20 protein-coding genes are annotated in these 21,909 nt (G+C 73.0%); 12 read left to right on the forward strand and 8 right to left on the reverse strand.

The window, feature by feature from the left end; all coding sequences use genetic code 11:
* Positions 1-50: 50 nt before the first annotated feature.
* Both scy and mce read right to left on the reverse strand, forming a co-directional pair.
* The gene (gene scy, locus ABT345_RS11610; protein ID WP_345086141.1) at positions 51-4,376 is read right to left on the reverse strand and encodes a polarized growth protein Scy; all 4,326 of its coding nucleotides are present in this window, start codon (positions 4,374-4,376) and stop codon (positions 51-53) included.
* 237 nt (positions 4,377-4,613) lie between these two features.
* On the reverse strand, positions 4,614-5,054 hold the full coding sequence (mce, locus tag ABT345_RS11615; RefSeq protein ID WP_345086139.1) for a methylmalonyl-CoA epimerase: 441 nt from the start codon (positions 5,052-5,054) through the stop codon (positions 4,614-4,616).
* Between the two features lie 173 nt (positions 5,055-5,227).
* Here mce and ABT345_RS11620 point away from each other — a divergent pair, with 173 nt between their 5' ends.
* Positions 5,228-6,403 carry an acetyl-CoA C-acetyltransferase gene (locus ABT345_RS11620; protein ID WP_345086654.1) on the forward strand — a complete coding sequence of 392 codons (1,176 nt, stop codon included), beginning with the start codon at positions 5,228-5,230 and terminating at the stop codon, positions 6,401-6,403.
* Between the two features lie 71 nt (positions 6,404-6,474).
* Positions 6,475-7,431 carry a methylmalonyl Co-A mutase-associated GTPase MeaB gene (gene meaB / locus ABT345_RS11625; RefSeq protein ID WP_345086137.1) on the forward strand — a complete coding sequence of 319 codons (957 nt, stop codon included), beginning with the start codon at positions 6,475-6,477 and terminating at the stop codon, positions 7,429-7,431.
* A 76-nt stretch (positions 7,432-7,507) separates the two neighbouring features.
* Here meaB and ABT345_RS11630 read toward each other — a convergent pair whose 3' ends face one another.
* Complete coding sequence (locus tag ABT345_RS11630; protein ID WP_345086135.1) at positions 7,508-8,218, reverse strand: PepSY domain-containing protein; 711 nt, start codon at positions 8,216-8,218, stop codon at positions 7,508-7,510.
* Between the two features lie 110 nt (positions 8,219-8,328).
* Between ABT345_RS11630 and ABT345_RS11635 the strand changes: the two genes are divergently transcribed.
* Both ABT345_RS11635 and ABT345_RS11640 read left to right on the forward strand, forming a co-directional pair.
* A complete protein-coding gene (locus tag ABT345_RS11635) occupies positions 8,329-9,018 on the forward strand; it encodes a response regulator transcription factor (protein WP_345086133.1) in 690 nt (229 codons plus the stop codon).
* Complete coding sequence (locus ABT345_RS11640) at positions 9,011-10,396, forward strand: sensor histidine kinase (protein WP_345086131.1); 1,386 nt, start codon at positions 9,011-9,013, stop codon at positions 10,394-10,396. The genes ABT345_RS11635 and ABT345_RS11640 overlap by 8 nt, the downstream gene beginning before the upstream one ends.
* 130 nt (positions 10,397-10,526) lie before the next feature.
* Here ABT345_RS11640 and ABT345_RS11645 read toward each other — a convergent pair whose 3' ends face one another.
* From ABT345_RS11645 to ABT345_RS11660, 4 genes are all read right to left on the reverse strand, one after another.
* Positions 10,527-11,003: a MarR family winged helix-turn-helix transcriptional regulator gene (locus tag ABT345_RS11645; RefSeq protein WP_345086129.1), complete on the reverse strand. Its 477-nt coding sequence runs from the start codon at positions 11,001-11,003 to the stop codon at positions 10,527-10,529.
* Positions 11,004-11,146: 143 nt separating this feature from the next.
* On the reverse strand, positions 11,147-11,920 hold the full coding sequence (locus ABT345_RS11650) for an AIM24 family protein (protein ID WP_345086127.1): 774 nt from the start codon (positions 11,918-11,920) through the stop codon (positions 11,147-11,149).
* A complete protein-coding gene (locus tag ABT345_RS11655) occupies positions 11,917-12,567 on the reverse strand; it encodes an AIM24 family protein (protein ID WP_345086125.1) in 651 nt (216 codons plus the stop codon). Before ABT345_RS11655 ends, ABT345_RS11650 begins: the two co-directional genes overlap by 4 nt.
* On the reverse strand, positions 12,567-13,205 hold the full coding sequence (locus ABT345_RS11660) for an AIM24 family protein (RefSeq protein WP_143939950.1): 639 nt from the start codon (positions 13,203-13,205) through the stop codon (positions 12,567-12,569). The genes ABT345_RS11655 and ABT345_RS11660 overlap by 1 nt, the downstream gene beginning before the upstream one ends.
* 240 nt (positions 13,206-13,445) lie before the next feature.
* Between ABT345_RS11660 and ABT345_RS11665 the strand changes: the two genes are divergently transcribed.
* From ABT345_RS11665 to ABT345_RS11690, 6 genes are all read left to right on the forward strand, one after another.
* Positions 13,446-13,790: a DUF3817 domain-containing protein gene (locus ABT345_RS11665; protein WP_030280657.1), complete on the forward strand. Its 345-nt coding sequence runs from the start codon at positions 13,446-13,448 to the stop codon at positions 13,788-13,790.
* Positions 13,787-14,113 (forward strand): MTH1187 family thiamine-binding protein, encoded by a 327-nt coding sequence (locus ABT345_RS11670; protein WP_345086121.1) that lies wholly within the window; start codon positions 13,787-13,789, stop codon positions 14,111-14,113. The genes ABT345_RS11665 and ABT345_RS11670 overlap by 4 nt, the downstream gene beginning before the upstream one ends.
* 207 nt (positions 14,114-14,320) lie before the next feature.
* Positions 14,321-14,830, forward strand: coding sequence for a MarR family winged helix-turn-helix transcriptional regulator (locus ABT345_RS11675; protein ID WP_345086120.1), 510 nt, complete (start codon positions 14,321-14,323; stop codon positions 14,828-14,830).
* 113 nt (positions 14,831-14,943) lie between these two features.
* A complete protein-coding gene (locus ABT345_RS11680; RefSeq protein ID WP_143939954.1) occupies positions 14,944-15,276 on the forward strand; it encodes a DUF3817 domain-containing protein in 333 nt (110 codons plus the stop codon).
* 161 nt (positions 15,277-15,437) lie between these two features.
* Positions 15,438-17,138: a coenzyme B12-dependent isobutyryl-CoA mutase large subunit gene (gene icmA, locus ABT345_RS11685; RefSeq protein WP_345086116.1), complete on the forward strand. Its 1,701-nt coding sequence runs from the start codon at positions 15,438-15,440 to the stop codon at positions 17,136-17,138.
* 255 nt (positions 17,139-17,393) lie between these two features.
* Positions 17,394-18,470: an alpha/beta fold hydrolase gene (locus ABT345_RS11690; RefSeq protein WP_345086114.1), complete on the forward strand. Its 1,077-nt coding sequence runs from the start codon at positions 17,394-17,396 to the stop codon at positions 18,468-18,470.
* A gap of 180 nt (positions 18,471-18,650) precedes the next feature.
* Here the strand turns inward: ABT345_RS11690 and ABT345_RS11695 are convergent, their stop codons facing one another.
* Entirely contained in the window at positions 18,651-19,283 is a 633-nt protein-coding gene (locus ABT345_RS11695) for a TetR/AcrR family transcriptional regulator (protein ID WP_345086112.1), read from the reverse strand.
* A 337-nt stretch (positions 19,284-19,620) separates the two neighbouring features.
* On the opposite strand from ABT345_RS11695, the gene ABT345_RS11700 reads away from it, so the two are divergent.
* Complete coding sequence (locus ABT345_RS11700) at positions 19,621-20,586, forward strand: tetratricopeptide repeat protein (protein ID WP_345086110.1); 966 nt, start codon at positions 19,621-19,623, stop codon at positions 20,584-20,586.
* A gap of 603 nt (positions 20,587-21,189) precedes the next feature.
* Positions 21,190-21,807 (forward strand): DUF6230 family protein, encoded by a 618-nt coding sequence (locus ABT345_RS11705; RefSeq protein WP_345086108.1) that lies wholly within the window; start codon positions 21,190-21,192, stop codon positions 21,805-21,807.
* The last annotated feature ends 102 nt before the right edge of the window (positions 21,808-21,909 follow it).

Below are 21,909 nucleotides of genomic sequence, written 5' to 3' on the forward strand. Positions count from 1 at the left end.
CATCGAGCCCATGTCCGTTTGAAGAGGAGAATGACCCCTCATTTGAGTGGCTACCCTTCAGAGGGCTTGCCACTCGAACGAGTTGACGATGCTCCCGCAGCGGTTTTCGCGCCACCGGCCTTACCGTCCCCGGCCCCCGGCGTCTCGAACGACTCCAGGGCCTCCAACACGTCCTGCACCCGAGAGATCTCGGTGTTGATGTCCTTGCGGCGGCGGGAGAGGACCTCCAGCTCCCGGCGGCCCTCCTCGATGATCCGGGCGGCCTCGGCCTCGGCCTCGCTGCGCATCCGGTCCGCGTTGCGCACCGCCTCGGCCCGCTTGTTCTCGGCCTCCTTGATCAGGCCCTCGGCCTTCTTCACCGCCGCGATGCGGACCTTGCTGGCCTCGCTGTTCGCGTCCGACACCAGCTTCTCGGCCTTCTCCTCGGCCTCCTTCTGCTGCTGCGTGGCCTGCGCGATGAGCTTGTCGACCCGCTCACCGGCGTTCTTCATCGCCTCCGACGACTCCCGGCGCGCCCGGTCGTGCAACTCCTCGACCTCGGACTCGATACGGGTCCGCAGCTCCTCGGTGCGCTCCCTTATGGCCGTCGCGTCCCCGCGCGCCTCGCTCAGCAGCGTATCGGCGTCCGTACGGGCCTTCTCCACCCGTGCGTTGCCCTCCGCCGTCGCCTCCTGGACGATGCGGGCCGCCTCCTTGCGGGCCGCGCCGACCATCGTGTCGGCCTGCTCCTCGGCCGCGGCGGCCGCCCGTACGGCCTCCTCCTGGGCCTTCGCGACCAGCTGATCGGCCTGCTCGGCGGCGTCCGCGCGGCGCTTGGCGGCGTCCTTGCGCGCCTCGTCCAGCAGCCGGTCGGCCTCCTCCTGGGCCGTCGTCCGCGTCTGCTCCGCCTCGGCCTCGGCGTCCGCCTTGACCTTGGCCGATTCCTTACGGGTACGGGTGGCGTGCTCCTGCGCCGAGGTGACGGTCTCGGCCGCCTCGGCGCGCAGCCGGTCCGACTCGGCGGTCGCGGTGGCCACCATCCGGTCGGCCTGCTCCCGGGCGTCCGCCCGCGTACGGTCGGCGTCCCGATCGGCCTGCGCGCCGGTCTCGGCCGCCTCGGCCCGCACCTTCTCGGCCTCGGCGCCCGCCTCCGTCAGCAACTCGTCGGCCTGGACCGCGGCGTCCGAACGGGTCTTGTTGGCGGCCTTGCGCGCCTCGTCGCCGAGGCGCTCGGCCTCCGTACGGGCCTGCTCCAGCGCCTCCTCGGCCTCCTGGCGCAGCCGCTCCGCCTCCGCGGTCGCCTCGGCCAGCCGCGCCCGCGCCTGCTCCTCGGCCTCGGCGCGGATCCGCTCGGCGGCCTCCTGGGCCTCCTTGACGGTGCGGTCGGCGTCCTCCTGCGCCGAAGAGGTCAGCTCCGCCGCCTCGTTGACGATCCGTTCGGCCTCCGCGCGGGCCTCGGTGACCAGCCGGTCGGCCTGCTCCGCGGCCTCCGACCGGATGCGGTTGGCGTCGCCGCGCGCCTCCGCGCGGGCCCGCGCCGCGTCCTGCTCACCGGCGGCCAGCGCGTCCGACGCGTCGGTCCGCAGCTGCTGCGCCTTGGCGGTGGCGTCCGCGACCAGCTTCTCGGCCTGCGCGGTCGCCTCGGTGACCAGCCGGTCCGCCTGCTCCGCGGCCTCCGTACGGGCGGTGCCCGCGTCCCGGCGGGCCTCGTCGAGCACCTCGGCGGCCTCGGTCCGCAGCCGCTCGGCCTCCTCGGCGGCCTCCGCGCGCAGCCGGTCGGTCTGCTCGGTGGTCTCGGTGCGCAGCCGGTCGGACTCCTCGATCGCCTCCGCGACCGTCCGCTCCGCCAGCTCCTGCGCGGCCCGGGCCGACTCCTGCGCCTCCTGCCGCACCCGCGTGGCGTCCTCGGCGGCCCGCTCGCGCTCGGCGTAGGCGTCCGCGCGGACCCGCTCGGCCTCCTCGCCGGCCTCCGTCCGCGTCCGCTCCGCCGCCTGCTCGGCCGCCGACCGCAGCTGGGCGATCTCCTCCTCGGCCTCGCCGTGCAGCCCGGCGACCGCGTCCCGCACCTGCTGGGCCGCGCTCTCGGCGGTCGTCACCAGCTCCTCGGAGCGCTGCTCGGCCTCCTCGACCAGCCGCTCCGCCTCGGCCTGCGCCTCGCTGACGCGGGTCCGCGCCGACGTCAGCAGCTCCTCGCTCTGCTCGCGCGCCGCGGTGCGCTCCTGGTGGGCCTCCTCGCGGGCCTCGCCCAGCAGCTGCTCGGCCTCCCGGCGGCGCCGCGCGGCCTCCTCCTGCGCCGCGGACAGCGCCTCGGCCGCCTCGGTGCCGGCCCGCTCGGCGGCCGCCTCGGCCTCCGCCCGCACCCGGTCGGCGCTCTCCTGCGCCCGGTTCTTGAGCCGCTCCGCCTCGGCCGCCGCCTCGGTGCGCAGCCGCTCGGCGGCCGACTCGCCCTCCGTACGGGCGGCCGACGCGTCCTGCGCGGCCTCGGTGCGCAGCCGCTCGGCCTCCTCCTCGGCCTGCTGCTGGAGGGTGCGGCGCCGCTCGGCGGCCTCCGCCTTGAGCCGGGCCGCCTCCTCCTGGGTCTCGCGGCGCAGCCGCTCCGCCTCGGCGCGCGCCTCGCGCAGCGCCTCCTCGGCCGAGGCGACCTTCTCCTCGGCGTCCGCCCTGAGCCGGTCCAGCTCGGCCTGCGCCTCCTCGCGCCGCTCCGCGACGGCCGCCTCGGTCTCCTCGCGCAGCCGCGCCGCGGACTCCTCCGCCTCCGACGCGACCAGCTCCGCGGCCTGCGCGCCCTCGGACAGCAGCTCCTCGGCCTCGCTGCGCGCCCGCTCCAGCGCCTGCTCGGCCTGGCGGCGCAGCGCGGTGGCCCGCTCGATGGCCTCGGTACGGACCCGCTCGCTCTCCGCACCGGCCTTGGTGCGGGTCTCCTCGGCGTCCGCCTTCGCCTTGGTCAGCAGCTCCTCGGCGGACCCGGCCGCCTCCTCGATCTGCTGGACCGCCTCGCGGCGCGCCTCGCCGCGGATCCGCTCGCCCTCCGCGACGGCGTCGGCGCGCAGTTGCTCCGCCTCGCCGCGCAGCCGCCGTGCCTCCTCCTGGAGTTCGGCGGTCTTGGCGCGGTACTCCTTGGTGTCGTCCTTCGCCGCGCCCTTGAGCTGCTCGGCGGTGTCGTGCGCCTCCTCGCGCAGCCGGTCGGCCTCCGACTCGGCCTCGCTGCGCAGCCGTTCGGCCTCCTCGGCCGCCGCCTTCGTGGTGGCCTTGGCGTCCTCGGACGCCTTGGTCAGCACCTCCTCGGCGGTCCGCGCGGCCTTCGCCAGCTGCGCCGCGGAGTCCTCCGCCGCCTTGGCGCGGGCCTCCTCGCGCGCCTCGTCGACCAGCCGCTCGGCCTGGGCCGCGGCGTCCGCCCGCAGCTGCTCGGCCTCGGCCCGCAGCGCCTCGGCCTCCTTGGTGGCCTCGCCGACCAGCCGGGCGATCTCCGCCTTGGCCGTACGGGTGCGCTGTTCGTTCTCCGACTCGGTGGCCGACAGCCGCTTGGTGGCGTTCTGCTGCGCCTCGTCGACCAGCTTCTCGGCCTCGGCGCGCGCCTCGCGCAGCGCGGTGTCGGCCTCCTTGAGCCGCGCCTCGGCGTCGCGGGTCAGCTCGGCGGCCGTGCGGCGCGCCTCCTCCGACTCGGCGCCCGCGTTCGAACGCAGCTGCTCCGCCTGGTCGGTGGCCTCCTGGGCCTGGGTGGAGGCGGCGCTCAGCAGCCGCTCGGCGTCGGCCCTCGCCCGGCGCAGGATGGATTCGGCTTCGGCGCGGGCCTCCTCCGCCTCGGTGCCCAGCCGCGCACGGGCCTGCTCGGCCAGCCGCTGCGCCTCGGCCCGCGCGGCCGCGAGCGTCTGCTCGGCCTCGGCCCGCGACTCGTCCATCAGCCGACGGGCCTGGGACTCCGTACGGGCGCGCAACTGCTCGGCCCACGCGACGTTTTCGTTGACGTGCGACTCGACGGTCTGGCGGCGCTCGTTCAGCTCCTCGTCGAGCCGCTGGCGGCGCTCGACCGCCTCCGCGTGCAGCTCGGCCTCCATACGGGCCTGCCGCTCGGCCTGCTCCTGGAGGAGGCGCTGGGTCTGCGCCCGGGCCTCGCGCAGCTCCCGCTCGGAGTCGGCGCGCAGCTGCTCGGCCTGCATCTGCGCGTTGCGCAGCAGCTGTTCCGCCTGGTGGCTGACGTTGTCGTAGGCGGGCCGGCTCGCGATCGTGCGGCGCGCCTCGTGCAGCTTGGCGCGCAGCACCTCGACCTGATAGCCGAGGTCGTCGGCGTGCTGGACGGCCTTGTCCCGCTCGGTCTTCAGCCGCTCCATCCCGGCCTCGAACTGCGAGAGGTGATCGGCCTCAGCCCGCTGACGCTCCTGGCGCTCGTTGCCCCGCACTGCGCGGTCCCATCCGTCCCATGGTCATGGTGGCGGCCGTCCCCGGTGCTGCGGGCGCGGGCCCGTACACGTCACGTCGTACGAGGCTGCGCCCCCGGAGCCGACCCTTCCGAAGAAATGGTGTCAGATCATCGGCGGAGTATGGACCGAGCCCCGTCCCCAGGAAGCGCTCGCACCGTGCGTGAGCAGCTCGTACCCCGGCCGAAGCTGCACTCTACCGGCCGGGGAGGACATCGGTCAGTGCTCGTCCGGGGCGGAAGGCGCCGCCGTGACCAGTTCGGTCAGTACGCCGTGGCAGTCCTTGGGGTGCAGGAAGGTGATCCGTGACCCCATGGAGCCCTTCCGTGGCTCGTCGTAGAGCACCCGGACGCCCTTGTCACGGATGTCCGCGGCGTCGGTGTCGACGTCGGCGGTGCCGAAGGCGATGTGGTGCACGCCCTCGCCGTTCTTGGCGAGCCACTTGCCGACCGCGGAGTCCTCGCGGGTGGGCTCCAGGAGCTGGAGGTAGGAGGCGCCGCCGTCCGAGGTCTCGTTGATCTTGAGCATCGCCTCGCGGACCCCCTGCTCCTCGTTGACCTCGGAGTGGAACACCTCGAAGCCGTAGGTGGCACGGTAGAACTCGACGGTCCGGTCCAGGTCGAAACAGGCGATCCCGATGTGGTCGATTCGCGTCAGCATGGCTCCAGTGCACCGCTCGCACAGCTGGTTACGCAACGTGCGCGCCGTCACACCCACTTGCCGGTGACCTTGCGCGTACCCCTCAGTACATTGACGGGAACCCTCGTTAACTTCCCTGCAAAGGAAGGCCGCACCGCATGTCTGCAACGAACGGAACCAACGGCACCACCTCCGTGATCGTGGCGGGGGCACGCACCCCCATGGGCCGTCTCCTGGGCTCGCTGCGCTCCTTCTCCGGCGCCGACCTCGGCGGGGTGGCCATCAAGGCGGCACTGGATCGCGCGGGCATCGGCGGCGACCAGGTGCAGTACGTGATCATGGGTCAGGTGCTCCAGGCCGGCGCGGGCCAGATCCCCGCCCGCCAGGCCGCCGTCAAGGGCGGGATCCCGATGAACGTCCCGGCGCTCACGATCAACAAGGTCTGCCTCTCGGGTCTGGACGCCGTGGCGCTGGCCGACCAGCTGATCCGCGCCGGGGAGTTCGACGTGATCGTCGCCGGTGGCCAGGAGTCGATGACCAACGCCCCGCATCTGCTGCCGAAGTCCCGCGAGGGCTACAAGTACGGCGCCGTCGAGATGCTCGACGCGATGGCGCACGACGGCCTCACCGACGCGTTCGAGAACATCGCGATGGGGGAGTCGACCGAGAAGCACAACACCCGCCTCGGCCTCGCCCGCCCCGAGCAGGACGAGTTCGCCGCCCGCTCCCACCAGCGCGCCGCCGCCGCGCAGAAGAACGGCCTCTTCGAGGCGGAGATCACCCCGGTGGAGATCCCGCAGCGGAAGGGCGAGCCGGTCGTTTTCAGCCAGGACGAGGGCATCCGCCCGGAGACCACCGCCGAATCGCTCGGCAAGCTCCGCCCGGCGTTCGCCAAGGACGGCACGATCACCGCGGGCTCCGCCTCGCAGATCTCCGACGGCGCCGCCGCGGTCGTGGTGATGAGCAAGGCCAAGGCCGAGGAGCTGGGCCTTGCGTGGATCGCCGAGATCGGCGCGCACGGCAACGTCGCGGGCCCCGACAACTCCCTCCAGTCGCAGCCGTCCAACGCGATCAACCACGCCCTCGCCAAGGAGGGCCTGACCGTCGAAGATCTTGATCTGATCGAGATCAACGAGGCGTTCGCCGCGGTCGCCGTGCAGTCCGTGAAGGACCTCGGGGTGTCCCACGAAAAGGTGAACGTGAACGGCGGCGCCATCGCGCTGGGCCACCCCATCGGCATGTCCGGCGCCCGCCTCGTCCTCCACCTCGCGCTGGAGCTGAAGCGGCGCGGCGGCGGCACCGGCGCGGCCGCCCTGTGCGGCGGCGGCGGCCAGGGCGACGCGCTGATCGTCCGCGTCCCGGGGAAGTGAGCACCGCCGGCCCGCGCCGGTGAACCGCACCGCACAGAAGATCCCGTAACAGCCGAAGGAGCCGAGCAGCGATGGTGGACGTTCCGCAGCTGGTGGAGCAGGCACGGCAGGGCCGGCCCCGGGCGGTGGCCCGGCTGATCTCCCTGGTGGAGGGCGCCTCCCCGCATCTGCGGGAGGTGATGGCCCAGCTCGCCCCGCTGACCGGCAACGCCTACGTCGTCGGGCTGACCGGCTCGCCCGGCGTGGGCAAGTCCACCACCACCTCGGCGCTGGTCACCGCGTACCGCAGGGCGGGCAGGCGGGTCGGGGTGCTGGCCGTCGACCCGTCCTCGCCGTTCTCCGGCGGGGCGCTGCTCGGCGACCGCATCCGGATGAGTGACCACGCCTCCGACCCCGGCGTCTACATCCGGTCGATGGCCACCCGCGGCCATCTGGGCGGCCTCGCCTGGGCGGCGCCGCAGGCGATCCGGGTGCTGGACGCGGCCGGGTGCGACGTGATCCTCGTCGAGACGGTCGGCGTCGGCCAGTCCGAGGTGGAGATCGCCTCCCAGGCCGACACCAGCGTGGTGCTGCTGGCGCCGGGCATGGGCGACGGCATCCAGGCGGCGAAGGCCGGAATCCTGGAGATCGGCGACGTCTACGTGGTCAACAAGGCCGACCGGGACGGCGCGGACGCCACCGCCCGGGAGCTGAACCACATGCTCGGGCTGGGCGCCGCGCGGGGCGCCGGGGACTGGCGGCCGCCGATCGTCAAGACGGTCGCGGCGCGCGCGGAGGGCGTCGACGAGGTCGTCGAGGCGCTGGAGAAGCACCGGGCGTGGATGGAGGAGCACGGCGTGCTGGCCCGGCGCCGCCACGCCCGCGCCGCCCAGGAGGTCGAGACCATCGCGGTCACGGCGCTGCGCGCCCGGATCGGCGATCTCCACGGCGACCGGCGTCTGGAGGCCCTCGCGGACCGCATCGTCGCCGGCGAGAGCGATCCCTACCGGGCGGCGGACGAGCTGATCGCAGGACTCACGGGCGGCTGAGCCGGCCGCACGGCGAAGGCCCCGGCTCCCGCGGCGTGCGGGGACCGGGGCCTTCGTGCGGCCGGGGCGCGGCGGCTCAGTCGTCCGCGCCGTCGTGGTCGTCCGCGGACCCGTCGTGGTCGTCCCGGTCGTCCGCCGGGGCGGTGCTCACCGCGGCGGTGCGCGGGTCGACGAGGTAGGTGTGCTCCTTGCCGTCCCGGGTGACGGTCTCGACCTCCCAGACGGCCTTGGCGCCGTGGTCGTCCTCGAAGTCCACGGACGTCACCGTGCCACGGCCCTGGCCGACGGCGCGGGCGGCGGACGCCGCGTCCACCGTGGTGCCGTGCAGCGCCGCCCGCACCCGGTCCTGGCCGTGCGCGCCGCTGGTGTCGCGGTCGGTGTGGGAGCGCAGGACGCGGGTGGTGAGCGGGTCGAGGGTGAGGTCGTGCCAGGCGCCGTCGCGGCCGAGCACATCGGCCTCCCAGACCAGCGCGCCGCGCTCCTCGTCCAGCTCGATCTCGGTGACGGTGCCGGGGACCGCCCGCAGCGCGGCGACCGCGGCCTGGGCGGCGTCGCTCTTCGCCCCGGCGACCCGCCCGGCGTCCCCGCTCTCCCCGGCCTCGCGGTCCTCCCGTCCGCCGTCCGCCGCGGCGCCCTGCGCGCCGGCGGTCGCCGCGAGCTGCGCGGAGGTCCGGGCGTCGGACTGCGGGCTGCCGGGGCCGCCGGTGTTGACGGCGACGGCGGTCGTGGCGCCCCCGGCGATGAGCACGGCGGCGGCGGTGGCGGCGAGGACGAAACGGCGCTTCATGATGATTGCTCCCCTGTGATCGGCGATGACCCCACCGTGGCAAAACCAAGCTGAAGGGGAGCTGAAGGACCCTGAAGAACACTTCAGGAACGGGGTGCGAAGCTGAACGCATGCCTGATCCCACGCCCGCGCGCCCCTTCCGCCTGCTGATCGTCGAGGACGAGAAACGGCTGGCCCGCGCGCTCGCCGCCGGGCTGCGCGCCGAGGGCTACACCGTCGACGTGGTCCACGACGGTGCCGAGGGCCTGCGCCGCGCGGGCGAGGGCGTCCACGACCTGATCGTGCTGGACATCATGCTGCCGGGTCTCAACGGCTACCGCGTCTGCGCCGCGCTGCGGGCCGCCGGCAGCGAGGTGCCGGTGCTGATGCTGACCGCCAAGGACGGCGAGTACGACGAGGCCGAGGGGCTCGACACCGGCGCCGACGACTACCTCACCAAACCGTTCTCGTACGTGGTCCTCGTCGCCCGGGTGAAGGCCCTGCTGCGGCGCCACGGGCGGAGCGCCGCGCCGGTGCTGCGGGTCGGCTCGCTCACCGTCGACCAGGGCGCGCACACCGTGCTGCGCGACGGCGCGGAGGTGGTGTTGACCGCCAAGGAGTTCGCCGTCCTGGAGCAGCTCGCGCTCCGCGCCGGTGAGGTGGTCTCCAAGGCCGAGATCCTCGACCACGTCTGGGACTTCGCGTACGAGGGCGACCTCAACATCATCGAGGTCTACGTCAGCGCGCTCCGCCGCAAGCTGGGCGCGGACCGCATCCGCACCGTGCGCGGCGCCGGATACCGGCTGGTGGCCGATGCGTAACGCCTTCGGTTCGGTCCGCGCCCGGGCGACGGCCGGGGCGACGCTGGTGGTGGCGCTGGCCCTGGTGCTGGCCGGGACGGCGCTGCTGCTGGTGCTGCGCGGCAACCTCCGCGCCCAGACCGACCTCCAGGCCGAGGTCGCCGCCCGCGCCGTCGCCGTGCGGATCGCGACCGGCTCCGTCCACGGCGATCTGCATCTGCCGGACGGCGACGAGCGCCCGGTGGTGGTCACCGACGACGACGGCGCGCTGCTGGCCGTGGGCGAGGACGTGGAGGAGGTCGACGGGCGGCGGACCGCCGGCGTGCCCGACCGCTCCGGCGGCGGGGACGACGCGCGCGCCGACCACCGCGGCGAGGTCGACGACGACGTGAAGGTGGCCGACGGCACCGCGACCGTCGACGGGCACCGCGCCGACTACCGCTTCGCGACCGTCGAGGCGGAGGACACCGCGGGCCGCAAGGCGGTGGTGCGCGCCGGGGCGCCGCTGGCGACCGCGCAGCAGGCGGTGAACTCGCTGCGCACCGCGATGCTGATCGGCCTGCCCGTGCTGCTGCTGGTCGTGGCGGGGGTGACCTGGCTGGTCACCCGGCGGGCGCTGCGGCCCGTCGAGGGCATCCGGGGCGAGATGGCCGCGATCACCGCGAGTACGGACCTCAGCCGCCGGGTGCCGGTGCCCGCGGCGCGGGACGAGATCGGGCGGCTGGCGCGGACCACCAACGAGACGCTGGCGGCGCTGGAGGCGTCCGTCGAGCGGCAGCGCCGCTTCGTCGCCGACGCCTCCCACGAGCTGCGCAGCCCGATCGCCAGCCTCCGCACCCAGCTGGAGGTGGGCGCCGCCCACCCCGAACTGCTGGACGTGCCGGGCGCGGTCGAGGACACCGTACGGCTCCAGCAACTCGCCGCCGATCTGCTGCTGCTGGCCCGGCTGGACGCGGGGGAGCGGCCCGCCGGCGCCCCGATCGCGCTGGCCGCGCTGGTGCGGGAGGAGACCTCGCAGCGGCCGGCCGACCGGATAGCGGTCACGGTCGGACGGTTGGACGAGGCCGAGGTGACCGGGTCGCGGAGCCAGTTGGGCCGGGTGCTCGGCAATCTGCTGGACAACGCGCAGCGCCACGCCGCCGCGGCGGTGCGGGTGGCGGTGGTGCGCGAGGGCGCCGAGGTGGTGCTGCGGGTCGACGACGACGGGCCGGGGGTGCCGCCCGGCGACCGTGAGCGGATCTTCGAGCGGTTCGTCCGGCTCGACGACGCGCGGGCGCGGGACGACGGCGGCGCCGGTCTGGGGCTGGCCATCGCCCGGGATGTGGCCGAACGGCACGGCGGCTCGCTGCGGGTGCGCGAGGGCTCGGTGTTCGAGCTGCGGCTGCCGGTCACGCGCTGACCTGCGGAATCGTCGGACCGGCGGGCGCGGGCGGGCCTGCGCGGGGCGCGCGCCGGGCCGCCGGGGCCCAGGTGGGCGCCACCGGGCGGCCGGTGCCGCGGTCCGGGGGCGCGGACCGCGGCGGGCGGGCTCAGAGGGCGCCGCGGTGCTCCCGCAGCCGGGCCGCGACCGGTCCCAGCGAGGAGTACAGCTGCGCCAGGCCCTCCGGGGTGAAGAGGTCGATGAAGTGCCGGCGCACCGACGCCACGTGGTGCGGCGCGACCCGGCGCATGGTCTCCCAGCCCTCCTCGGTCAGGACGGCGTAGAGCCCGCGGCGGTCCGATTCGCAGTGCTCGCGGCGGACCAGACCGGCGTTCTCCATGCGGGTGATCTGGTGCGAGAGACGGCTCTTGGACTGCAGGGTGCTCGACGCGAGATCGCTCATCCGCATCCGGTGGCCCTCGGCCTCGGAGAGGTTGACGAGGATCTCGTAGTCGTTGTTGGTCAGCCCGAACGGCTGGAGATCGCGCTCCAGTTGGTGCATCAGCAGCCGGCTGACGTCCAGATGGGTACGCCAGGCGCGCTGTTCCTGGTCGGTCAGCCAGGGGGTGTCGCTGTCGGTCGTCATGGATGAATTCTACCCGTAAAAGTTGAATGATGAAATAAATGCGGGTCGATCAGGCGGACCGCACGGCGGTCGCCGGTGCCGGCTCCCCGGGCCGGACGTGGTGGCTCAGACGTTCGAGCTGCTCACCCTGTGCAGACTACCGTTCACAGCCCGAAACGTTGCTGGAGGCCACCGAGCGGTCCCGGCAGCTGCGGCGCTTGTGAGCCACCCGCCCCGACCGGAGTCCCGGACCCGGGCACCCCCGCCTCCGGAGCCACCTCGCCCGTCGCCCGCTCGGCCATCAGCTGCTCCGTCGACTGCAGCAGGACCGTGCCCGCGCCCACGAACTCGAATTGGTGCTCCTCGCCCGAGACCCCGCCCAGACCGGTGTGCGCCCGGACGCCGCCGAGGAATCCCCGCAGGTACTGATGGTCGTAGTGGTGGCACGGCGACGGGCAGTCCGCCCAGCCGACGAGCGCCTGCGGGTCCACCCGGATCGGCGGCTCGGCGAAGACCACCGGGCCGTTGGACGCGGCGACGAAGGTGCCGGTGCCCAGCAGCGTCAGAAAGCCCGGAATGATCGACTGCTTCAGCGACAGAGATGGCTGAAACGCGAGCAGATTGCCGGAGCGAATGGTGAGGTTGCCGTCGTCGAGGTCGTAGGAGTTGACGTCGAACGCCCGGTCGGCGAGGACCATTTTGCCGTGGCCCTCGGCCACCACCCAGTCCGCCGCGTGCAGCGGGGAGTGGAAACTCGTCGAGATCAGCCGCTCCAGCGGACCGTGCCCGATGCCGTGGAAGTCGATCGCGCCGTAGTACGCGATCATCTTCCCCTTCTGCAGGAACCACTGCCCCTGCAACTCCACCGAGAACGCGTACGGGTTGACGTTGTCGTTCCGCGGCAGGGTGTGGACGTCGTGGATGACGGGTGTGCTCACAGCTTCTCCTCCGACGCCTGAACGTAGACCGTGCCCTGGCCCGTCAGCTCCAGCTGGAACGCCTCGCCGGAGCCGCGGCCCACCATCTCGCGCCAGCCCAGCGCGGCGGAGAGCTTGTTGCGCACCTCGCCGCGGTGGGCGACGTACGCCTGCGGGTCGACGTGGACCGGCCGCTGCGGGGTGATCGGCAGCTCGATGACGCCGCCGTGGGCCATCACCGCCGCCGAGCCGTGGCCCTCCAGCGTGGTGGTGAAGAGACCCTGGCCGGTGACCTGGCCGCGCACCATGCCCATCACGCCGCCCTGGGAGCCCATGAACATCGTGCCCTGGCGCAACGAGCCGTCGAACGCCAGCAGCCGGTCGGCCTCGACGTACAGCGTCTCGCCGGTGAGGTCTATCACCTCGACGTGGTGGCCGCCGTGGCCGAACATCACCGTGCCGTCGCCCTCCACCGTCATCAGCGGGGTGGCCTCGCCCGCCAGCCGGCGCCCGATCATCGAGCCGATGCCGCCCTGACCGCCCTGGATGTTCGGGGTGAAGGAGACCTCGCCGCGGTAGGCGAGCATCGCGCCGCGCTGGCTGAACAGCCGCGCCCCCGGCGTGACGCGCGCCTCGACCATGCGGGAGTTGAGAACCGTGAACGCCATCAGACCTCACCGCCGACGGTGTTGCGCTCGCTGGGCTGGACGTACACCAGGCCCTCGCCCTCGAAGCGGATCTGGAACGCCTCGCCGGACCCCTCGCCCAGGAACGTGCGGAAGTTCACCCCGGACTGGAAGTGCTGCTTGAGATCGCCGGTGTGCGCGATGTACGCGCCCGGGTCGACCTGGAGCGGGTACTCCCGGGTGACCCGCAGCACCACCGCCTGGCCGTCAGAGAGCAGCGCCGCCTGGCCGGTGCCCTCCACGGTGGTGGTGAACAGGCCGTTGCCCTGCGAGGCGCCGCGCAGCCCGGTGAAGGTGGTGCCGGTGCGCAGCGCGGCATCCGTGCACAGCAGATTGCTCGCCTCGACGAACAGCTTCTCGCCGTGCAGCTGCACCAGATTGATCTCGCTCGCGCGGTCGGCGAAATAGCAGGTGCCCTGCCCCTTCACCTCCATGACCGCCATCTGTTCGCCGGTCAGCCGCCGGGTGACCATCCCGCGCAGTCCCTCACCCCCTCCGGTCTTCTTCTTGAACGACATCTGCCCTTCGTACGCGACCATCGCGCCGTTCTTCGCCTTGACGGCGTCGCCCGACATGTCGACGGCGAGCACCTTGCTCCCGTGGAGCCGAAACTGAGCCACGTCCCAGACGGTAGCCGCAGGGTCACCCGCCGCGGGAGGCCCACCGACCCCTGATCCGCTCGGGGATCGCCCCCACTCCTCCCGGATGCCCGGGGCCTTCCGTCCCCTACGGGACCGCCGCCCGGCCCCCGGCGCGGCGGTTCCGGGCGCGGCTGTAACAATGGACGGCGGTGCTTGTGAACCCTTGCACAAGCACTGTTCCCCCTCCGCCTGCCCCCCTGCCACCCGAACGAGGTTCCCGTGGACATCAAGACCGCCGCCGCACTCCACCGGCTCCGACTGATCTCCGCCCCCGAGGCGATCTCCTTCCTCCTGCTGCTGTGCTGCTCGGTCCTCAAGCGCACCACCAGCTTCGACGGCGTCATGGTCATGGGCATGGTCCACGGCGTGCTGTTCATCCTGTACGTCGTCTTCTGGCTGGACGCCTGGAACCGCACCAAGTGGGACCTGAAGACCGCGGCCCTCTACTTCGTCCTCTCGGTGCTGCCGACCGGCGGGTTCTTCGCCGAGCGCAAGCTCAAGCGCGAGGCCGAGAGCTCCGTCATCGCCGCCCGCGCCCGCCGGGAAGGCACGGTCAACGCATGATCGTCGCCTTCTCGGTCAGCCCGCTGGGCGTGGGCGAGGACGTCGGCGAGTACGTCGCCGACGCCGTCCGCGTCGTCCGCGAGTCCGGCCTGCCGAACCGCACCGATGCCATGTTCACCTCGATCGAGGGCGAGTGGGACGAGGTGATGGACGTCGTCAAGCGCGCCGTCGCCGCCGTCGAGGCCCGCGCGGGCCGGGTCTCCCTGGTCCTCAAGGCCGACATCCGGCCGGGCGTCACCGACGGCCTGACCTCGAAGGTCGCCACCGTCGAGCGCCACCTCGCGGCCGGCGCCGCCCCGGCGGACGGCGCCACCCCGGCCTGACCCCGCACGGCCCCGGGCCCGCCCCGCCCGCGACGCCCGCCCAACGGCCCGTCCGGCCGCCACCTCGCCCTCACGGGACGGAACGGCGGCCGGGCGGGCCGTTCGCGTGGCCTCCGCCGTCCGTCCGCCGTCCGGGGCACACCGGCGGGTCGCCCGTATCCCGAGACGCCCCCGACCGCTATATGACCGCCCGATAGGGTCAAGGGCGTGCCGAAGCCGCTCCGTCTTGCTTTCGATCCCATCGCGCGCGCCGATGAACTCTGGCAGCAGCGCTGGGGAGCCGTGCCGTCGATGTCCGCGATCACCTCGATCATGCGGGCCCACCAGATCCTGCTCTCCGAGGTGGACGCGGTCGTCAAGCCGTACGGCCTGACCTTCGCGCGCTACGAGGCGCTGGTGCTGCTCACCTTCTCGAAGGAGGGGGAGCTGCCGATGTCGAAGATCGGCGAGCGGCTGATGGTGCACCCGACCTCGGTCACCAACACCGTCGACCGGCTGGTCAAGTCGGGTCTGGTCGCCAAGCGGCCCAACCCCAACGACGGCCGCGGCACCCTCGCCACCATCACCGGCAAGGGCCGCGAGGTGTGCGACGCCGCCACCCGCGACCTGATGGGCATGGACTTCGGTCTGGGCGCCTACGACGCCGAGGAGTGCGCGGAGATCTTCGCGATGCTCCGCCCGCTGCGGGTCGCCGCGGGCGACTTCGCCGAGGACTGACCGGGCCGCCCGCCGGGCCCCCGCCCGGCCGCCGCGCCGCGCACCGGACCGGTCGCCGCCACGCCACGGGGGCGGCGAAGATCGCCCCAGGAGGTCCGGTTACGCTCGGAGGCATGAAGCCCAGCGTCCTGACCCGTTACCGGGTGATGGCCTACGCCACCGCCGTCATGCTCCTCGTCCTGTGCGCCTGCATGGTGGCCAAGTACGGCTTCGGTGCGGGCAAGGACCTCACCCTCGTCGTCTCCCAGATCCACGGCGTGCTGTTCATCATCTACCTCGTCTTCGCCTTCGATCTGGGCTCCAAGGCGAAGTGGAAGTTCGGCAAGCTGCTGTGGGTGCTGGTCGCCGGCACCATCCCGACCGCCGCGTTCTTCGTCGAGCGCCAGGTCGTCGCCGAGATCCGCCCGCAGCTCCAGGACGGCACACCGCAGCCGGTCAAGGTCTGACCGCGCCGCCTCCCGACCGCCGCCACGCGCCCTCCCCGCCCGGGGACGGGCGCGTTCGCGCTGTCCGGGGCGGTACGGGACACCCGTAGGGGAGTGATCAGGGGGACATCGGGGGCGCTTGCCATCGACAAGTAGTAGGACGTCCTAGTAAATTCGAAGGCATGGACGCCGACGCGATCGAAGAGGGCCGCCGCCGCTGGCAGGCCCGGTACGACTCCGCCCGTAAGCGCGATGCGGACTTCTCCACGCTCTCGGGCGATCCCGTGGAGCCCGTCTACGGCCCGCGCCCCGGCGACACCGTCGACGGCTTCGAGCGGATCGGCTGGCCCGGCGAGTACCCCTTCACCCGCGGGCTGTACCCCACCGGCTACCGCGGCCGCACCTGGACCATCCGCCAGTTCGCCGGCTTCGGCAACGCCGAGCAGACCAACGAGCGGTACAAGATGATCCTGGAGGCGGGCGGCGGCGGCCTCTCCGTCGCCTTCGACATGCCGACGCTGATGGGCCGCGACTCCGACGACCCGCGCTCGCTCGGCGAGGTCGGCCACTGCGGCGTCGCCATCGACTCCGCCGCCGACATGGAGGTCCTCTTCAAGGACATCCCGCTCGGCGACGTCACGACCTCGATGACGATCAGCGGCCCCGCCGTCCCCGTCTTCTGCATGTACCTCGTCGCCGCCGAACGCCAGGGCGTCGACCCCGCCGTCCTCAACGGCACCCTCCAGACGGACATCTTCAAGGAGTACATCGCCCAGAAGGAGTGGCTCTTCCCGCCCGAGCCGCATCTGCGGCTGATCGGCGACCTCATGGAGCACTGCGCGGCGAAGATCCCCGCGTACAAGCCGCTCTCCGTCTCCGGCTACCACATCCGCGAGGCCGGGGCGACGGCCGCGCAGGAGCTGGCGTACACCCTCGCCGACGGCTTCGGCTACGTCGAGCTGGGCCTCAGCCGCGGCCTGGACGTCAACACCTTCGCGCCGGGCCTCTCCTTCTTCTTCGACGCGCACCTCGACTTCTTCGAGGAGATCGCCAAGTTCCGCGCCGCCCGCCGCATCTGGGCCCGCTGGATGCGCGACGTCTACGGCGCGACCAGCGAGAAGGCCCAGTGGCTGCGGTTCCACACCCAGACCGCCGGAGTCTCGCTCACCGCCCAGCAGCCGTACAACAACGTGGTGCGCACCGCGGTGGAGGCGCTGGCGGCCGTCCTCGGCGGCACCAACTCCCTGCACACCAACGCCCTCGACGAGACCCTCGCGCTCCCCAGCGAGCAGGCCGCCGAGATCGCGCTGCGCACCCAGCAGGTGCTGATGGAGGAGACCGGCGTCGCCAACGTCGCCGACCCGCTGGGCGGTTCGTGGTTCGTCGAGCAGCTCACCGACCGGATCGAGGCCGACGCCGAGAAGATCTTCGAACGGATCAAGGAACGCGGCGCCCGCGCGGTCCCGGACGGACAGCACGCCATCGGCCCCGTCACCTCCGGCATCCTGCGCGGCATCGAGGACGGCTGGTTCACCGGCGAGATCGCCGAATCCGCTTTCCGCTACCAGCAGTCCCTGGAGAAGGGCGACAAGAAGGTCGTCGGCGTCAACTGCCACCACGGCTCGGTCACCGGCGACCTGGAGATCCTCCGCGTCAGCCACGAGGTCGAACGCGAACAGGTCCGCACCCTCACCGACCGCAAGGCCGCCCGCGACGACGCCCGCGTCACCGCCTCCCTCGACGCGATGCTCACCGCCGCCCGCAACGGCGGCAACATGATCGAACCGATGCTGGAGGCGGTCCGCGCCGAGGCCACCCTCGGCGAGATCTGCAACGCCCTGCGGGACGAGTGGGGCGTCTACACGGAGCCCGCGGGCTTCTGACCCCGGGACACGGCGGGCCGGTGGCGGCGCTGGGGTGCGCCGCCACCGCTGCGTCCCTGCCGGGCCTCCCCCTGTTACGGGTGCCCGGCGGAGCGCGGCGCCTCGGCAGCGCCCCGCCACCGCCCGCGCGCGGCCCGTCGCAGCGGACGGCCTCCCGCCCATGACCAGGCGTTCTCCCGGAACTTCGGGGTAGGTGCAGGCAGTTGTGTGCCCTTCGTCGTACCGGGAGAACGCGTGAAGAGAACAGTCCGTACCGTGTGTGCCGCCTCCGCCGCCGTGCTCGCCGCGGTGTTGCTGGGCGGGTCCGCCGTGGCGAGCGCCGCGCCGTCGGAGCCGGCGGGCGCGGGCGGGCGGCCGGCCCGCGTCCAGGACGACTTCGACCCGCTCGGGCCCGACGTCCACGCCGCCCGCCTCGCCTCCGGGCGGACCGCGCACTACATCGACGACGGCCCGCGCGAGGGCCGCCCGGTGCTCTTCATCGGCGGTACGGGCACCAGCGCCCGCGCCGCCCGTATGACGGACTTCTTCCGCTCCACCCGTGAATCGCTGGGGCTGCGGCTGATATCCGTCGAACGCAACGGCTTCGGCGACACCGCCTACGGCCCGGAGCTGGGCAAGGCCGACTTCGCCGAGGACGCCCTCGCGGTCCTCGACCGCCTCGGCGTCCGCAAGGTCTCCGTGATCGCCATCTCCGGCGGCGGACCGTACGCTGCCGAACTGGCCGCGCGGGCCCCGCGGCGCATCCAGGCGCTGCACCTGGCCGCCGCACTGCCGCCGTACGGGGCCCGGCCCGCCTACTGCGCCCTGCCGGACGAGCAGTTGACCGCCGCCGTCAGGAAACAGATCACCGACCCGCGCGTCTGGTGGGCGTTCCCCGACGACAGCCCGGTGCGGCAGATCCCCGGCTTCGCCGACACCGCGTACGAGGAGGGCGCCCGCACCTACCATCAGCGCGGGCAGCAGGCCGATCCGGCGCCCCAGGTCCATGAGCAGCGGCTCTACTGCGAGCGGCCCGGCCCGGACCTGTCGAGGCTGACCGCGCCGGTGTACCTCTACAGCGGCAAGAAGGACACCACCGTGCCGCCCGCCACCCTCGCCGCCTGGCGGCACCACCTGCCGGCCGCGCCGGTGGTGCGCTCGTACGCGGACACCGGGCACGACGTGCAGTACCGCCACTGGGACCAGATCCTCGTCGACCTCGCGGGCCACGGCGACCGCACGGTCGTCTGCCACCGCGGCCACAGCGCGATGGCCCCGGCCGCGGACGCCCGCCGACTGCTCGCCGAGGGGCGCGCCACGCTGGGCAGTTGCGCTTGGCGGGAGAAGAAGTAAGGGGAGGGAGCGCTGTAGGGCGTCGGGTGGAAGCGTTAAGTCCGCTGGTCGGGCGGGTAGTTGGGCCCCTAAGGGGGGCGTCGAACCCCTACGGGATCCGCCCTAGGGCCCCCGCCGCCCGGCCCCCGCCTCAACGGCCTCCACCCCTGGCCAGCCGCCGTACGGGGTCCGCCCCACCGCTCACCCCAACCCCGCCAGCCCCGTCAGCAGGACGGTGGCGAGGCGGCGGGCCCAGACGGTGTCGACCGGTTCCGCGGACACGAGGGTGCGGTGGACGACCGTGCCGGCGATGACGTCGAAGATCAGGCCCACCGTCTCCGCGGCGGCCCGGGCGCCGTCGTGGTCGGGCGGGTCCGCGGGGAGTTCGCCGCGGTCTTGGGCGCGTGCGCGGCCCAGGACCACCAGCTGTATCTGCCGGTCGACGATGGCGGTGCGGATGCGCTCGCGCAGCGCCGCGTCGGCCGTCGACTCGGCGACCACCGCCATCAGCGCCGTCTTCGTCTCCGGCCGCTCCAGCAACCGGCCGAACTGCAGGACCACGTCCTCGATGTCGGCCTGGAGGCTGCCGCGGTCGGGGAGTTCCAGCTCGTCGAAGAGGACCGCGACGGCGTCGACGACCAGTTCGTTCTTGTTGGCCCAGCGGCGGTAGAGCGTGGTCTTGGCGACCCCGGCGCGGGCGGCGACGTCTCCCATCGTGAACCGGCCCCAGCCCAGATCGACCAGGGCGGCCCGTGCCGCGTCGAGGATCGCGCGGTCGGTCTCGACGCTGCGCGGGCGGCCCGTGCGGCGTTTCCGGGGGCAGGAGTGCGGCATGCGGGCGACCATACCGGCCAGTAGCTCCGTTTCCGCTGCCTCTCGTGAGGCAGATCACGACGGCGGCTCTCCGGTGGGGGTGTCGCCGCGGGAGCACCAGTAGTTACGCTACGGGTCGTAGCGTAAGAGCGACGATCACATCGGCCCGGGTGGGGACCCGCGGCCACGCAGGGGCCTCGCGAGGGGCCGGAATCGGGCGCCAGGCCCGGCCGTGCACCGCATCCCGGCGGAGTGTACGGACGGCCGGAGCACCCGGGAAGAGGATCCGGTGCGGCCCTCGGGCCGGATTTTCGGCATCGCTTTCCGGAACGGGCCGTTCAGGGGGGAGGATGGACCCATGCAGCCACGCAACATGTCCATGAGCGGAGTCGTCGACCTCGCAGCGGTGAAGGCCGCCGGGGAGGCGAAGCAGAAGGCAGAGCAGGCGCGCGCCGAGGCGGCGCGCACGGGCGCGACGCCCGCCGCCGGCACCCCCTTGGTGATCAACGTCGACGAGGCGGGATTCCAGCAGGACGTCCTGCAGCGCTCCACCGAAGTGCCGGTCGTCCTCGACTTCTGGGCCGAATGGTGCGAGCCGTGCAAGCAGCTGGGCCCGCTGCTGGAGCGGCTGGCCGGTGAGTACGCCGGAAAGTTCGTGCTCGCCAAGGTCGACGTCGACGCCAACCAGATGCTCTTCCAGCAGTTCGGCGTGCAGGGCATTCCCGCCGTGTTCGCCGTCGTCGCCGGGCAGCCCATCCCGCTGTTCCAGGGCGCGGCTCCCGAGGCGCAGATCCGCCAGGTGCTCGACCAGCTGATCCAGGCCGCCGAGCAGCAGTTCGGCATCGTCGGCGCCCCCGTGGGCCCGCAGGACGCGGACGCGCCGGCGCCCGCCGAGGTCCCGGCCGGTCCGTACGACGCGGCGCTGGCCGCCGCCGGTGCCGCGCTGGACGCCGGTGATCTGGGCGGTGCGGTGCAGGCGTACAAGAACGTCCTCTCCGATGACCCCGCCAACCCCGAGGCGAAGCTCGGTCTCGCCCAGGCCGAACTGCTGCGCCGGGTGCAGGACCTCGTCCCCGCCGACGTCCGCAAGGCCGCCGCGGAGGACCCGGCCGATGTGCAGGCGCAGATCCGCGCCGCCGACCTCGACCTCGTCGGCGGTCATGTCGAGGACGCCTTCGGCCGTCTCGTCGACACGGTCAAGCGCTCCGCCGGTGACGACCGGGAGACCGCGCGGGTGCGCCTCCTTGAGCTGTTCGAGGTGATCGGCGGGGACGACCCGCGGGTCGTCTCGGCGCGTACCGCGCTGGCCCGGGTCCTTTTCTGACGGCCTGGAAGGGCCCGCCCGCCGACCGGGGCGTACACCGGACGGGTGAAACGATCAGCGGCCACGCTTTACCAAATCTTGGTAATCGTGGCCGCTGTTACTCGCAGTAAGTCCTGCGGGGTGATCTATCGGCGTATGGCCGGGGTTGCCCCGTATTTCCGGGTCGGGAGCGGCGACGCTGCGTGCCCGCGTGATATCGCTCGGTCGCACCCCGGTGATCTGGCCGTTACCCGCAAGTAACGAACCCCTTGTGCGGCGGCGTGGAATGCACCACGATCGGCCACGCTCGGTCCGTCTCCGTAGTCCGGCAGCCAGCCGCCACCACGGGCAGATGGGTCCCCACCGAGTGGGTCGGCGGCCCCTGTTGCCGACCGTGGGCAGGGGGGTCCCGGCCACCAACGGCAGGGCCTGTCCAGGAGGTTGCGCGAGAGCGTGGCCAGTGGTTGTCGCTCGGGGGTGATCGCCGGTATTCGGAACGCCATGCGCCTTTCGAGCACGGGCGCTCTCCTTCCCGAGGACGTAGCACTTCTCCCATCCCGGGTACCGCGGAACTCGAACGGGTCCGCCGGTGCCGGAGATGTACGTCCGAGAAGGAGGAAAGTCATGGAGTCCCTGGCTCGTGGCGGGACCAGATGGAAGCGGTTCGCCGTCGTCATGGTGCCCAGCGTCGCGGCGACCGCCGCGATAGGCGTCGCCCTGTCGCAGGGCGCCCTCGCGGCATCGTTCAGCGTGTCCGGCCAGCAGTTCAAGGTCAGCACCGACCGGCTGGACGGCACCGGCTTCGTTCAGTACGGAGCGGTCGACGCCCAGAAGGACGGCAAGCAGGTACCGGTCGCGGTCTCGGCGTTCTCCGACGCCAAGATCAAGAACCTGTGCCAGTCGGTCGTCGTGCCGGTGCCGGTCTTCGGCGATGTGTCGATGAAGCTCATGGCCGGCGGCGGCAGCACGCCGGTCGTGGCGAAGAACCTCTACATCGACCTCGATCAGCTCAACGCCGATGCGACCTTCAAGAACATCAACATCGGCGTGGCGGCGGGCTCGACGTCCAAGGGCCCCGGCATGAAGAAGGGCGACAAGGCCGACCCCGGTTCGTTCGCCCAGGAAGCCGACACGGCCACGTTGACCGGCGTCAAGCAGACGGCGTGGGCGACCACGGCCGGCACGTTCAAGCTGAGTGGCCTGCAGATGAAGGTCACCAAGGGCAAGAGCGAGTGCTACTGACGCGCTGAGCGTACGGGCGCGGGGGGCGGGGCCGGTGGCCGCGCCGTGGTGACCCCGCGCCTGTCCGCGATGGCGTCAGCAGTCACGTAGTCCAGCCCAGAA

It is taken from the genome of Streptomyces sp. NPDC000404 (genome assembly GCF_040300365.1).
GTDB lineage: Bacteria > Actinomycetota > Actinomycetes > Streptomycetales > Streptomycetaceae > Streptomyces > Streptomyces ramulosus.

Bases quoted from the DNA above. Each gene is read 5' to 3' on its own strand.
- mce (WP_345086139.1), bottom strand. From the start codon at position 5,054: ATGCTGACGCGAATCGACCACATCGGGATCGCCTGTTTCGACCTGGAC.
- meaB (WP_345086137.1), top strand. From the start codon at position 6,475: ATGGTGGACGTTCCGCAGCTGGTGGAGCAGGCACGGCAGGGCCGGCCC.
- ABT345_RS11630 (WP_345086135.1), bottom strand. From the start codon at position 8,218: ATGAAGCGCCGTTTCGTCCTCGCCGCCACCGCCGCCGCCGTGCTCATC.
- ABT345_RS11635 (WP_345086133.1), top strand. From the start codon at position 8,329: ATGCCTGATCCCACGCCCGCGCGCCCCTTCCGCCTGCTGATCGTCGAG.
- ABT345_RS11640 (WP_345086131.1), top strand. From the start codon at position 9,011: ATGCGTAACGCCTTCGGTTCGGTCCGCGCCCGGGCGACGGCCGGGGCG.
- ABT345_RS11645 (WP_345086129.1), bottom strand. From the start codon at position 11,003: ATGACGACCGACAGCGACACCCCCTGGCTGACCGACCAGGAACAGCGC.
- ABT345_RS11655 (WP_345086125.1), bottom strand. From the start codon at position 12,567: ATGGCGTTCACGGTTCTCAACTCCCGCATGGTCGAGGCGCGCGTCACG.
- ABT345_RS11670 (WP_345086121.1), top strand. From the start codon at position 13,787: ATGATCGTCGCCTTCTCGGTCAGCCCGCTGGGCGTGGGCGAGGACGTC.
- ABT345_RS11680 (WP_143939954.1), top strand. From the start codon at position 14,944: ATGAAGCCCAGCGTCCTGACCCGTTACCGGGTGATGGCCTACGCCACC.
- icmA (WP_345086116.1), top strand. From the start codon at position 15,438: ATGGACGCCGACGCGATCGAAGAGGGCCGCCGCCGCTGGCAGGCCCGG.
- ABT345_RS11695 (WP_345086112.1), bottom strand. From the start codon at position 19,283: ATGCCGCACTCCTGCCCCCGGAAACGCCGCACGGGCCGCCCGCGCAGC.
- ABT345_RS11700 (WP_345086110.1), top strand. From the start codon at position 19,621: ATGCAGCCACGCAACATGTCCATGAGCGGAGTCGTCGACCTCGCAGCG.
- ABT345_RS11705 (WP_345086108.1), top strand. From the start codon at position 21,190: ATGGAGTCCCTGGCTCGTGGCGGGACCAGATGGAAGCGGTTCGCCGTC.